The organism is Chromobacterium sp. IRSSSOUMB001, assembly GCF_023507765.1.
Lineage (GTDB): Bacteria > Pseudomonadota > Gammaproteobacteria > Burkholderiales > Chromobacteriaceae > Chromobacterium > Chromobacterium haemolyticum.
This window is the reverse complement of sequence record NZ_JALCYU010000009.1, coordinates 131620-144122: the sequence shown is the minus strand read 5'-3', so window position 1 is coordinate 144122 and position 12503 is coordinate 131620. Positions and strand designations below refer to the sequence as shown.

Here is a 12503-nt window from a genome sequence, read left to right as displayed (position 1 = left end):
GCACGAGCCGGATCGGCCCCCAGCCGGTCTTGCAACGGTTCCGTTCTCTTCCCTTTGTGTGACTTTGCGTGCCCGCCGGCTTCGGCGGGCATCTTTTCTTTCAAATGCCCGCGCTGTTTTGTTACAAATCGTTACACAAGCCCCTCACCCTTCACACAAAGAGCGCTTACAAGCTCAACAGACTGACTTGCTTCTTATTCGCACAATATTGCAGTTATCAACAAAGCAAACAGTCGCAAAAATGAAAAAACTAATCACCGCTTCCGTGTTGAGCCTGGCAGCTCTGTCCGCGCATGCAGCCGATCCTGGCTTCTACGTTTTCGGCAACACTGGTTATAACTTCTCCAAGCCGGAGTCCGGCAACCGCGACATCATCCTGAAAAACGCCAAGGCCGCCGGCACGGTATGGGAACTAGGCGCCGGTTACCGCTTCAACCAATACCTGGCCACCGAACTGTCCTACGCCGATTTCGGCAAATCCAAGGCCAACGGCTCCTTCAACGGCCTCACCGGCAACGGCTCTGTCGGCACCAAGGCCGAACGCATCGCCGTATTGGGCATTCTGCCGGTGACCCAGGATTTGGAGGTTTTCGGCAAGGCCAGCCTGAACAATGTCCATACCAAGTTCAAGATCGACCAAATTGGCAACAAGAATTTCAACGACACCCGCTTGGGTCTTGGTTTCGGCGCGCAGTATCAGCTGCACAAAAACCTGTCGCTGCGTGGCGAATACGAATACATCGCCGGCAATGACTTCCAAATGGCGGGCCAAAGCGTGATCAAGACCTCCGGCACCAGCGTGCTGAAAGCCGGCATCAGCTACCACTTCTGATCTCACGTCGTGCCAGCACTCGCCAGCCGCGCCCCCTGCGTTCGCGGCTGGTTTTGCGTTTCAGACCGCCGGCACCGCCATGCCGCGCCGCACCGCCGGGCGAGCGCCCAGCCGCTGGAACCAGTCCCAGACTCGGGGAAACGCCGCCAGATCCACCTGATGCCATTCGTGACGCGCCGCCCATGGATAAAGCGCGATATCGGCGACGCCGTACTCGCCGGCCACGTAATCTCGCCCTTCCAACTGTCGGTCCAGCACCCCGTACAGGCGCAAAGCCTCGTCGTGGTAGCGTTTCTGCGCGTAAGGCAGGCTTTCCGGCGCGTAGCGCAGAAAATGGTGAGCCTGCCCCAGCATCGGCCCGAAGCCGCCCATCTGGAACATCAGCCATTGCAGCGCCTCGTAGCGCGCCGCGCCCGCAGCCGGCAACAAACGGCCGTGCTTTTCCGCCAGATATTGCAGAATGGCGCCGGACTCGAACATCGCCAGCGGCCGCCCGTCCGGCCCGTCGCTGTCCACAATGGCCGGAATCTTGTTGTTGGGGCTGATGGCCAGAAAAGATTCGGCAAACTGCTCGCCCTTGCCGATGTCCACCGCGTGCACGGCGTACGGCAACTCCAGCTCTTCCAGCATGATGGAAATCTTGCGCCCATTGGGCGTGCCCCAGGTATACAGATCAATCATGATGCGCATCTCCCTTGTTCAAGGCTTGGGCGGCTAGCGCCTGCGCGCGCCGCCCCGTCTGCTACAATGCAGCCCATTTCAAGCCTTCAGGATACTGCGATGAGCCAGCCGCGCGTCAATGATGTCAAAGCCTTTCTCTTGGACCTGCAAGACCGCATTTGCGCGGCGCTGGAGCAGGCCGACGGCGGCGCTCAATTCGTCGAGGACGCTTGGCAGCGCCCGGGCGGCGGCGGCGGGCGCAGCCGGGTCTTGGCCAAGGGCGCGCTGTTCGAACAGGCCGGCGTCAATTTCTCGCATGTCCACGGCGACGCGCTGCCCGCCTCCGCCACCACCCACCGTCCCGAACTGGCCGACCGCGGCTTTCAGGCCATGGGCGTGTCGCTGGTGATCCATCCGGAAAACCCGCACATCCCCACCAGCCACGCCAATGTCCGCTTCTTCATCGCGGAGAAGGACGGCGAGACGCCGGTGTGGTGGTTCGGCGGCGGTTTCGACCTGACCCCGTTCTATGCCGTGGAAGCCGACGTGGTGCACTGGCACCGCGTGGCCCGCGATTTGTGCCGGCCCTTCGGCGAACAGGTGTACCCGGACTACAAGCGCTGGTGCGACGAGTATTTCTTCCTGAAGCACCGCCAGGAGGCGCGCGGCGTCGGTGGCTTGTTCTTCGACGACTTGAACGCCTGGGGCTTCGATTCCTGTTTCCGCTTCATGCAGGCGGTGGGCGACGGCTTCACCAACGCCTACTTGCCCATCGTCGAACGCCGCAAAGGCGATAGCTGGGGCCACCGCGAACGCCAGTTCCAGCTTTATCGCCGCGGCCGCTACGTCGAATTCAACCTGGTCTGGGACCGCGGCACCCTGTTTGGCCTGCAGTCCGGGGGACGCACCGAATCCATCCTGATGTCGATGCCGCCGCTGGCGCGCTGGGAATACGATTACCAACCGGAACCGGGCAGCCCGGAAGCCGAGCTGACCGAGCGTTTCCTGACCCCGCGCGACTGGCTGGCCTGAGAGCCGAAGCCAAGCCGGATACCGCGTTTTCCCCAGCCCGCACATGAGTTTAGCCAATCACAAGAACGGCGAAATCGGGTATCCTTGCGCAGCTGCCCATAACAATCCCATGACCATCCGTTCCGCATGAATCAACCCCATTTTTCGGCCGGGCTCTCCGGCCGCGCCGCCCGCCCCTGGCAGGAGCCGGCGCTATGGCTGCTGTTCGCCGTCGTCTGGTTCGGCACCCTCGGCTACCGCGGGCTGATTCACGCGGACGAAGGCCGCTACGCGACGCTGTCGCTGTTCATGCTGCACAGCGGCGACTGGATCACTCCGCGACTGAACGGCCTGCTGTATTTCGAAAAACCGGCGCTGCAATACTGGATGGGCGCGCTAAGCTTCGCCGTCTTCGGCGTCAACGAGTTCGCCGCCCGCTTCTGGCCGGGCCTGACTGGCTTTCTGTCCGTGGCGATGTGCGGCTTCACCGCGCGCCGGCTCTGGGGCGTAGACGCCGGCCGCTACGCTGCGCTGGCCGCCGGCAGCTGCGCCTGGATCGTGGCCAACAGCCACTTCCTGTCGCTGGACATGGGGGTGAGCTTCTTCCTGACCGTGGCGCTATGCGGCTTCCTGCTGGCACAACACGACGGCGCCGACGCCCGCGCTACCCGTAACTGGATGTGGGTCACCTGGGCGGCGATGGCCGCCGCCACGCTGAGCAAAGGCTTGATCGGCCTGCTGATTCCCGGCGCCACCCTAGTGCTGTACAGCCTGCTCAACTGGCAATGGGCATTCTGGAAACGCATGCATTGGCTGAGCGGCCTGGCCTTGTTCCTGCTGTTGACCGCGCCGTGGTTCATTCTGGTGTCCCAGCGCAACCCGGACTTCGCCCATTTCTTCTTCATCCGCGAACACCTGGAACGCTTCCTCACCACCGAGCACAAACGCACCGGCGCGCCGTGGTATTTCGTGCCCTATCTGCTGCTTGGCTTGCTGCCTTGGACCAGCCTGCTGCCGACGCTGTGCCGCGACGGCTGGCGCGAACCTGGCGCGCGGCTGCGCGTCGGCCGCCTACTGCTGATCTGGTCGGTCTTTATCTTCGCCTTCTTCAGCAAGTCCAGCTCCAAGCTGCCATCCTACATCCTGCCGATGTTCCCGGCGCTGGCGTTGCTATTGGCGCCGACTTTGCAGCGCTTGCCCTCCGCCGCGCTGAAGAAGCACCTGCTGCCGGCGCTGCTGCTGTGGCTGGCCGCGCTTGCTCTCTATCCCTTTGTTGATCGTTTCGCGTCCGAGGACATCCCGCTCGACGTACTGCACGGCTTCGCCCATTTCGTCGCTGCCGCCGCGCTGCTGTTCTTGGCCTGCGCCGTTGTCGCCTGGCGCTTGCTGGGCCGCGAACACAAGCTGGCCGCGCTGTGCTGGCTGGCTTTCGGCAGCTTGCTGGCCGTCAGCGTCGCCGCCGCCGGCCACGACAGCTATGGCCGGCTGAAGGGCAGCAAGGAAATCGTCCGCCAGATCCAGCCTTATCTCAATGCGGACACGCCGGTGTTCTCGGTCCGTTATTACGACCAGACTTTCCCCTTCTATCTGGGCCGCCCGGTCACCCTGGTGCAGTTTGTCGATGAGTTTGAATTCGGCGAGAGCCAGGAGCCGCAGCGCTGGATGCCGCGACTGGAACAATTCGTCGCCGCCTGGAACGCCGCCCCGCGCGCGCTGGCGATGACCGACCCCGCCACTTATCAGGAACTGCAAGCCCAGGGCCTGCCGATGCGGGTGGTCTACCAAGATCCGCGCCGCCTGGTGGTGGCCAAGCCGTGAAACCGCCAACCTTTGGACCCGCTCTACTATGAAGTTGATCGAATTCGGCCTGATTCTGCTCGGCGTGCTGCTCAACGCCGCCGCCCAGCTATGCTTGAAAGCCGGCGTGCGCCAGATCGGCCACTTTGACTTTTCCGCCTCCAACGTACTGCCGATAGGCTGGTCGCTGGCCACCAATCTGCCCATCGTCGGGGGCCTGTCCTGCTATGTCGTCAGCGTGGTGGTATGGATCATGGCGCTGTCGCGAGTGGAGGTCAGCATCGCTTACCCTATGCTGTCCATCGGCTACGTGGTCAACGCGCTGCTGGCCTATTGGCTGTTCGGCGAAGCGCTGAGCGCTCAGAAACTGATCGGCATCGGCGTCATCATCATCGGCGTGGTGCTGGTCGCCCGCAGCTAAGCAGAAAGGCTAAAATGGATTTCCTGCCCTTCACCCGCCCGAACATCGACGAAGCCACCATCGCCGCCGTCGGCGAGGTGCTGCGTTCCGGCTGGATCACCACCGGTCCCAAATCCCGTCAACTGGAAGCCGAGCTGTCCGCCCATGTCGGCGGCCGTCCGGTACGAGTGGTGGCATCCGCCACCGCCGCGCTGGAAATGGCCTTGCAAGTGGCCGGCGTCGGCCCCGGCGACGAGGTGATTACCTGCCCGCTGAGCTGGGTGGCCACCGCCAACGTGATTCTGAAAGTGGGCGCCAAACCGGTATTCGTCGACGCCGACCGCGCCAGCCGCAACATCGACCTGGACCTGGCGGAGCGGGCGATCACCCCGCGCACCCGCGCCATCATCCCGGTGGACCTGGCCGGCCTGCCGGTGGACCGCGACCGCCTCTACGACATCGCCAAGCGCCATCGGCTGCGCGTGATCGAGGACGCCGCCCAGTCCATGGGCGCCAACTGGCGCGGCCGCCGCATCGGCAGCTTTGGCGATTTGGTGTCCTTCAGCTTCCACGCCAACAAGAACATGACCAGCGGCGAAGGCGGCTGCCTGGTGCTGAACGACGAGGACGAAGCCCGTCTGTTCGAGAAGCTTCGGCTACAGGGCGTGACCCGCCACGCCGACGGCGGCATGGACGTGGACGTGCTGGGCGGCAAGGCCAATATGACCGATATCGCCGCCGCCATCGGCCTGGGCCAGTTGCCGCGGCTGGAGGGGTTCAACGCCCGCCGCCGCGAGCTGGCGGCGCTGTATTTCCGCCATTTCGACCGCCAGCTGGGCTGCGAACTGCCGCTAGAGGACATGGCCCAGAGCAATTGGCATATGTTCCAGCCGCTGTTGCCGCTGGACCGAATGAGCATGGACCGCGGCGAATTCATCGCCCGGATGAAAGACCTGGGCATAGGCGTGGGCGTGCACTACCCCGCCATGCATTTGTTCACCTTGTTCCGCGAGATGGGCTTCCAGCCGGGAGATTTCCCGGTGGCGGAAGACATCGGCCGCCGCACCGTCACCCTGCCGCTGTTCCCGGCCATGGCCGACGAGGACGTGGAACGCGTGTGCGCCGCCGTGAGCGGCGTGCTGAAGCCCGTGCTGAGCGTATAAAACATCTATGAAAAGCGTAATCGATCTTTCCGTCGTCATCCCGGTATACAACGAGCAGGACGTGCTGCCGGCGCTGTTCGACCGCCTCTACCCCGCGCTGGACGCGCTGGGCGTGCGTTATGAAATCGTCTTCGTCAACGACGGCAGCCGCGATAAAAGCCCTGCCATGCTCGCCGCGCAGTTCGACCTGCGCCCAGACGTGACCCGAGTGGTGCTGTTCAACGGCAACTTCGGCCAGCACCGCGCCATTCTGGCCGGCTTCGAATACAGCCGCGGCGATCGGGTGGTGACGCTGGACGCCGACCTGCAAAACCCGCCGGAGGACATCAAGCTGCTGCTGGCGGAAATGGACAAGGGCCACGACTACGTCGGCTCCATCCGCCGCCAGCGCAACGACAGCCTGTGGCGCCACCTGGCCAGCCGCGCGATGAACCGCCTGCGCGAAAAGCTGACCCGCATCAAGATGACCGATCAGGGTTGCATGATGCGCGCCTACAGCCGCCGCATCATCGACACCATCAATCAGTGCAACGAGCTGCACACCTTCATCCCGGCGCTGGCCTATCAGTTCGCGCAGAACCCGACCGAAGTCACCGTCGGCCATGAAGAGCGCTTCGCCGGCGAATCCAAGTACTCGCTGTACAGCCTGATCCGCCTGAACTTCGACCTGATGACCGGGTTCTCCATCGTGCCCCTGCAGCTGTTCTCGCTGCTGGGCATGCTGGTCTCCGCCGGCTCCGGCGTGCTGGTGGTCTACCTGGTGCTGCGGCGCTTCATCGTCGGCCCGGAAGTGGGCGGATTGTTCACCCTGTTCGCCATCGCCTTCCTGCTGATCGGCATCGCGCTGTTCGGCATCGGCCTGCTCGGCGAATACATCGGCCGCATCTACCAAGAAGTGCGGGATAGGCCGCGCTATGTGATCGGCGCGGTGCTGGAGCAAAAGGACAAACCATGAAAGCCGTGGTCTTCGCTTATCACAATGTCGGCGTGCGCTGCCTGAGAGCGCTGATCGGCGGCGGCGTGGATGTGGCGCTGGTGGTCACCCACCGTGACAACCCCAATGAAAACATCTGGTTCGCCAGCGTGGAGCAGGTGGCCCGCGACTACGGCATACCAGTGATCACCCCGGACGACCCGAACACGCCGGAAGTGCTGGCCCAAGTGCAAGCGGTGCGGCCGGACTTCCTGTTCTCTTTCTATTACCGTCACATGCTCAAAGCCCCGCTGCTGGAATGCCCGGCGCGCGGCGCCTTCAATATGCATGGCTCGCTGCTGCCCAAATACCGCGGCCGGGTGCCGATCAACTGGGCCATCATCCATGGCGAAACCGAAACCGGCGCCACCCTGCACGTGATGAACGTCAAGCCGGACAACGGCCCCCTCGTCGATCAGATGGCGGTGCCCATCTTGCCGGATGATAATGCCGACGAAGTGTTCGCCAAGGTCACCGTGGCCGCGGAAATGGTGCTGGCCCGCAGCCTGCCGGCGCTGCTTGCCGGCAAGGCCGAATTCCGCCAACAGGATTTGAGCCAAGGCGGCTATTTCGGCGGCCGCAAACCGGAGGATGGCCGCATTGACCCGCAAGCCGGCGCCGCCGATCTGCACAACTTCGTGCGCGCGCTGACCCACCCGTTCCCGGGCGCCTTCGCCGACATCGACGGCGGCCGGCTGGTAATCTGGAAAACCCTGCGCGCAGGCGGCCACAGTCAGCAATTGCAAACGGCCCGGCTACACTCAGAAAACGGCGCGCTGTGGCTGGACGCCGTGGACGGCGGCCGCTTGAAGGTACTATCCGCCACGCTGGACGGCGCGGCGCTGGATCCGGCGACAACACAGACGCTGACGCTGGCCTGAAGCGGCGCACTCACGGAATACACATGCAAATCACAGTCCCCCTCCAGGGGACGATGAAGGAAATCTCAATGAAAAAAGTACTGATCCTCGGCGTCAACGGCTTTATCGGCCACCACCTGACCAAGCGCATCATCGAAACCACCGACTGGCACATCTACGGCATGGACATGCACGATGACCGCGTGGCCGAGTGGAAAGACCACCCGCGCTTCCACTTCTTCGAAGGCGATATCACCATCAACAAGGAGTGGATCGAGTACCACGTGAAGAAATGCGACGTGGTGCTGCCGCTGGTGGCCATCGCCACTCCGTCCACCTATGTGAACAACCCGCTGCGCGTGTTCGAGCTGGACTTCGAAGCCAACCTGCCCATCGTTCGCCAGTGCGTGCAGTACAAGAAACACCTGGTGTTCCCGTCCACCTCGGAAGTCTACGGCATGTGCCATGACGAAGAGTTCGATCCGGAGAACTCCGAGTTGATCTGCGGCCCGATCAACAAGCCGCGCTGGATCTACTCCTGCTCCAAGCAGCTGATGGACCGCGTGATCCACGCCTACGGCATGCAAGAAGGCCTGAACTACACGCTGTTCCGTCCATTCAACTGGATCGGCGGCGGACTGGACAACATCAATACCCCGAAAGAAGGCTCCAGCCGCGTGATCACCCAGTTCCTGGGCCATATCGTGCGCGGCGAGACCATCAAGCTGGTGGACGGCGGCCATCAAAAACGCGCCTTCACCTATGTGGACGACGGCATCAGCGCTCTGATGAAGATCATCGAGAATAAAGACGGCAAGGCCTCCGGCCAGATCTACAACATCGGCAACCCAGCCAACAACTATTCCATCCGCGAACTGTCCGCGATGATGCTGGACCTGGCCCGCGTCTACCCGGAATACCAACTGAACGCCGACAAGGTGAAGATCGAGGAAACCACGTCCGGCGCTTACTATGGCAAGGGCTATCAGGACGTGCAAAACCGCGTGCCCAAGATCGCCAACACCATGACGGACCTGGACTGGAAGCCGAGCGTGACCATGGCCGACGCGCTGCGCGGCATTTACGACTACTACCGCGACCAAGTGGCCGCCAGCCGCGACCTGTCCGAGTAAGAATCTGTTAGCGATCTGCTGCGCGTCGGCTGGATGGATAGAGAAGGGCGTTGAAACCGGCTTCGAAATGCTCATGTACCACGCGGATATTCCGCTTTCCCAGCCGCAACGCCTTCTCTCGCCTTAGCTCGCGAGATCGTAAACAGGCTCTTAGAGATCCCCCATGAGAAAACTCGCTCTTAAAATCGACGTCGACACCTGGCGCGGCACCCGCGACGGCGTGCCGCGGCTGATGCACATGCTGCAGCAGCACCACGCCAAGGCCACCTTCTTGTTCAGCCTGGGCCCGGACCATACCGGCCGCGCGATCAAACGGGTGTTCCGCCCCGGCTTCCTGTCCAAGGTGTCGCGCACCTCGGTGGTGGAACACTACGGCATCCGCACCCTGCTGTACGGCACCGTGCTGCCCGGCCCTGACATCGGCAAGCGCGAAGCCGAGCTGATGCGCGAAGTGCGCTCGCAGGGCTTCGAAGTCGGCATCCACACTTGGGACCACATCAAGTGGCAGGACTATGTCGCCGGCAAGGACGCCGCCTGGACCCGCGCCGAAATGCGCAAGGCGGCCGAACGCTTCGAACAGATCTTCGGCGAACCGGCGCGCACCCACGGCGCGGCCGGCTGGCAGATCAACGACGCGGCGCTGGCCTATGAACGCGAGCTGGGCATGCTATACGCGTCCGACGGCCGCGGTACCCACCCGTTCCAGCCAGTGGACGCCGCCGGCCAGCCGCTGGGCGTGCCGCAATTGCCCACCACGCTGCCTACACTGGACGAGTTGATAGGCCTGGACGGACTTACCGCCGACAATGTTCATCACCATATTCTGGCGCTGACGGAAGAAGCCCCGGCCACCGGTCATGTCTACACGCTGCACGCCGAACTGGAAGGCCTGCGCCTGGGCTATACCTTCGAGCATCTGCTGGTGGGCTGGAAAGCCCAAGGCTACCAATTATGCAGCTGCATCGAGCTATTCAGCAGCCTGGACACGGCCGCGCTGCCTGCCGGCCGCGTAGTGATGGGAGAGATTCCCGGCCGCAGCGGCACGCTGGCGCTGCAAGCCTAAGAACCTGTTTACGATCTGCTGCGCTGCGGCGATACGGCGTTGAAACCCGCTTCGAAATGCTCATGTACCACTGGTACCTTCCGCTTCCTCAGCGGTTTTCGCCTTGTCTCGCTCTTGCTCGCGAGAGCGTAAACACGTTCTTAGCTCGCTAGATCGTAAACACATTCTAGGAACCAGTGCTCTATCTTTATAGGGCTGAAACGATAGCCCACTCAGCCGCCGCCCGGCTTCATTATCCGGCCGGCGGGGTCTGGCTTGCCAACCGATCCAGCATCGCGCGCAGCGCGTCCATGAGTTCGTTCAAACCCTCCGCATCGCCCCGCAACAGCGTCCCTTCCAGTTCGCGCGCCAACTCCGCCAGCTCCCGCTGCTCCATGGTCAAGGCCGCGCCGTAGATCCGGTGCAGATGCTGGCTGGCCGTGGACCAATGAGCGTGCTGAACGGCCCTCACCGCCTGGCGATAATCGCGCTCATTGTGTTCGATAAACATCTCCCATAGCCCGCTGCCCTGAAGCTGCGATCCGGCGGAGTCGGAAACAGGAACCGTTTCCGGCAGCCACATGAACAGCATGTGCTGCAGGTCCCTGAGCCGCAAAGGCTTGACCAGCACCCCGTTCATGCCGCTGTCCATGCACTTTTCCCGGTGCTGATCGTCGCTGGCCGCGGAGATCGCCACGATGGGCAGGAGAACGCGCCCCTTTGCCTCCTCCCACGCGCGTATCCTCCGCGCCGCCTCGTAACCGCTGATGTCCGGCAGGCTGCAGTCCATCAGGATCAGCCGGATATCCTGGCTTTGCTGCAGAATGAACAGGCTGTCCGTGCCTGTGCCGGCCACGATGGGGCGACAGCCCAGTTGACTCAGTTGCTCGCAAATCATCCGTTGATTGGCGGGATGGTCCTCCACCACCAGCACCCGCTGCCCTTGCCCCACAGCCTGAGGCGGGCCGGATGATTCCATCGCCGTCTCCTCTTTGACCAGCGCCGGCCCCAGACGCACCGGCAACTTGATGGTAAGCGTGGTGCCGGTCGCGCCGTCGCTGTCCAGCGTGATGCGCCCCTTCATCAAGCCCACCAGGCGTTTGCATATGGTCAACCCCAACCCTGAACCGCCAAATTTGCGAGTGACGACCGAGTCCGCTTGCACGAAGGCGTCGAAAATGGTTTTCTGCGCCGCCAGCGGCACGCCAATGCCGGTATCGATCACCTGGCACACCAGCACGCCGCGTTTTCCACCCGAGCGGCCACACTGCAAGCTCGCCCGCAGCGTGACCGAACCTTTGTCGGTAAACTTGATCGCGTTGGAGATCAGGTTGTGCAACACCCGCTGCAGGTGTGAAGGATCCAGCCGGAGCGCGCGCTCCGGCAGCTCGCAGACATAGCGCAGCTCCAGCCCTTTCATTCGCGCCGCCAGCGTATACAGTTTCACCAGTTCTTCCAGAATAGAGCCGACATTGACGAAGGACGGCTCCAGGCTTTCCTGACCGGCGTCCAGCCTTGAAGCGTTGAGAATATTGTTGAGCAGCTGCAGCAGGCTGTTGGCCGCCAGATTGGACTGCAACACCAGCTCGCGCTGCTTTTCGCCCATGGGCATGGCCTGCAACATTTCGCCGGCGGCGATGATAGCGTTCATTGGCGTTCTGATTTCATGGCTGACCACCGCCAAGAACTCGCTCTTGGCCGCTTCGCCCATTCGCGCCTTGCGAAGCAGCTGCGTGGTGGAGCGCATCGCCAGCAGCAAGACGAAGAACAGCAGCACCAGCACGGTGCCCTCTCCGGCATAGTTTCTGAACACGTTGTATACCGACGGCCGGGCCGCCACCTGCTCTTCCCAAGCCAGACGGGCGGCGTCGACGTCGTCGGCCGACATCTGTTCCAGGCTGCGCCGCAGAATCGCATAGAGCAGGGGCTGGCTTTTGCTGACCCCCATCCTGTAGATCGCGTAATACCCTGGAAGCGCGCCGGAGCTAGTCAAATCGGGAAAACGATAATTCAGCAGAAAGCGGGCATAGCTTTCCGGCACAAGGCCGACATCCGCGCGCCGGTCCTGGATCGCCGTCAAGGCCTGAGTCGGCGTTTCCACCACAAGCAGGTCCAGATTGGCCTGGTCCCCCAACAGCCAGGAACGGGAGTTGTCATTGAAGATGAACGCAAGCCTCCGCCCATGCAGATTGTTGTAGTCGTATACCACCGGGTGGTCGCGACGCGTGATCGCCATCAAGGGCTGCGAGGAGTACGGTTGGGTGAAGTAGTAATCCTTGTTAAGGTTCAATTCGCCTATCGCGTCCTGATTGATGCTGGCCAGCATCATCGCCCGTCCGCCCCTGCTGGCCTCGATCAGACTCTGCGCCGAATTCACTTGCACGATATTGAAACGCAAGCCGCTCTTCTTGCCTACGTACTGCAAAAAGAAAGCTTCAACCCCCTTGTACTGGATATTGCTGTTCTTGCGATTGAGCGCCGGTTTTGACCTGAGTACGTACACATCCACCACCGGATGCAGGCTTACCCACTCCGCCTCTTCCCGGCTCAACTGGATCTTGCTGCCCTGATCCGCGCAAGCGGACAGGAGGGCGCACAGGACGATCAGGCAGCTCAAATATCGAAGTCGCAC

Annotated in this window: 11 protein-coding genes; 9 read left to right on the top strand and 2 right to left on the bottom strand. The window is 62.6% G+C overall.

The genetic code is table 11. The features are described 5' to 3' along the window. Positions 1-241 precede the first annotated feature (241 nt). Positions 242-832, top strand: a complete 591-nt coding sequence (locus MOV80_RS13825) for an outer membrane beta-barrel protein (protein ID WP_043589720.1) — start codon at positions 242-244, stop codon at positions 830-832. Positions 833-892: 60 nt separating this feature from the next. Here the strand turns inward: MOV80_RS13825 and MOV80_RS13820 are convergent, their stop codons facing one another. Next, positions 893-1513 (bottom strand): glutathione S-transferase N-terminal domain-containing protein, encoded by a 621-nt coding sequence (locus MOV80_RS13820; RefSeq protein WP_043589997.1) that lies wholly within the window; start codon positions 1511-1513, stop codon positions 893-895. A 99-nt stretch (positions 1514-1612) separates the two neighbouring features. Here MOV80_RS13820 and hemF point away from each other — a divergent pair, with 99 nt between their 5' ends. The 8 genes from hemF to MOV80_RS13780 all read left to right on the top strand — a co-directional run bounded on the left by hemF (position 1613) and on the right by MOV80_RS13780 (position 9892). Further along, positions 1613-2524: an oxygen-dependent coproporphyrinogen oxidase gene (hemF, locus tag MOV80_RS13815; protein ID WP_118268378.1), complete on the top strand. Its 912-nt coding sequence runs from the start codon at positions 1613-1615 to the stop codon at positions 2522-2524. 126 nt (positions 2525-2650) lie between these two features. Further along, entirely contained in the window at positions 2651-4321 is a 1671-nt protein-coding gene (locus MOV80_RS13810; protein WP_019102863.1) for a glycosyltransferase family 39 protein, read from the top strand. 28 nt (positions 4322-4349) lie between these two features. After that, complete coding sequence (locus MOV80_RS13805) at positions 4350-4721, top strand: SMR family transporter (RefSeq protein ID WP_019102862.1); 372 nt, start codon at positions 4350-4352, stop codon at positions 4719-4721. Positions 4722-4735: 14 nt separating this feature from the next. After that, on the top strand, positions 4736-5863 hold the full coding sequence (locus MOV80_RS13800; RefSeq protein WP_043589717.1) for a DegT/DnrJ/EryC1/StrS aminotransferase family protein: 1128 nt from the start codon (positions 4736-4738) through the stop codon (positions 5861-5863). A gap of 7 nt (positions 5864-5870) precedes the next feature. Beyond that, complete coding sequence (locus MOV80_RS13795; protein WP_019102860.1) at positions 5871-6818, top strand: glycosyltransferase; 948 nt, start codon at positions 5871-5873, stop codon at positions 6816-6818. Further along, complete coding sequence (locus MOV80_RS13790; RefSeq protein WP_107731469.1) at positions 6815-7717, top strand: formyltransferase; 903 nt, start codon at positions 6815-6817, stop codon at positions 7715-7717. Before MOV80_RS13795 ends, MOV80_RS13790 begins: the two co-directional genes overlap by 4 nt. Before the next feature lie 68 nt (positions 7718-7785). After that, positions 7786-8829: a bifunctional UDP-4-keto-pentose/UDP-xylose synthase gene (locus MOV80_RS13785; RefSeq protein ID WP_052051892.1), complete on the top strand. Its 1044-nt coding sequence runs from the start codon at positions 7786-7788 to the stop codon at positions 8827-8829. A gap of 163 nt (positions 8830-8992) precedes the next feature. Further along, positions 8993-9892, top strand: a complete 900-nt coding sequence (locus MOV80_RS13780) for a 4-deoxy-4-formamido-L-arabinose-phosphoundecaprenol deformylase (RefSeq protein ID WP_043635256.1) — start codon at positions 8993-8995, stop codon at positions 9890-9892. 232 nt (positions 9893-10124) lie between these two features. Here MOV80_RS13780 and MOV80_RS13775 read toward each other — a convergent pair whose 3' ends face one another. Then, entirely contained in the window at positions 10125-12503 is a 2379-nt protein-coding gene (locus MOV80_RS13775; protein ID WP_249605222.1) for an ATP-binding protein, read from the bottom strand.

Coding starts and splice junctions, on each gene's coding strand:
- MOV80_RS13825 (WP_043589720.1), top strand. CDS start 242: ATGAAAAAACTAATCACCGCTTCCGTGTTGAGCCTGGCAGCTCTGTCC.
- MOV80_RS13820 (WP_043589997.1), bottom strand. CDS start 1,513: ATGATTGATCTGTATACCTGGGGCACGCCCAATGGGCGCAAGATTTCC.
- hemF (WP_118268378.1), top strand. CDS start 1,613: ATGAGCCAGCCGCGCGTCAATGATGTCAAAGCCTTTCTCTTGGACCTG.
- MOV80_RS13810 (WP_019102863.1), top strand. CDS start 2,651: ATGAATCAACCCCATTTTTCGGCCGGGCTCTCCGGCCGCGCCGCCCGC.
- MOV80_RS13805 (WP_019102862.1), top strand. CDS start 4,350: ATGAAGTTGATCGAATTCGGCCTGATTCTGCTCGGCGTGCTGCTCAAC.
- MOV80_RS13800 (WP_043589717.1), top strand. CDS start 4,736: ATGGATTTCCTGCCCTTCACCCGCCCGAACATCGACGAAGCCACCATC.
- MOV80_RS13795 (WP_019102860.1), top strand. CDS start 5,871: ATGAAAAGCGTAATCGATCTTTCCGTCGTCATCCCGGTATACAACGAG.
- MOV80_RS13790 (WP_107731469.1), top strand. CDS start 6,815: ATGAAAGCCGTGGTCTTCGCTTATCACAATGTCGGCGTGCGCTGCCTG.
- MOV80_RS13785 (WP_052051892.1), top strand. CDS start 7,786: ATGAAAAAAGTACTGATCCTCGGCGTCAACGGCTTTATCGGCCACCAC.
- MOV80_RS13780 (WP_043635256.1), top strand. CDS start 8,993: ATGAGAAAACTCGCTCTTAAAATCGACGTCGACACCTGGCGCGGCACC.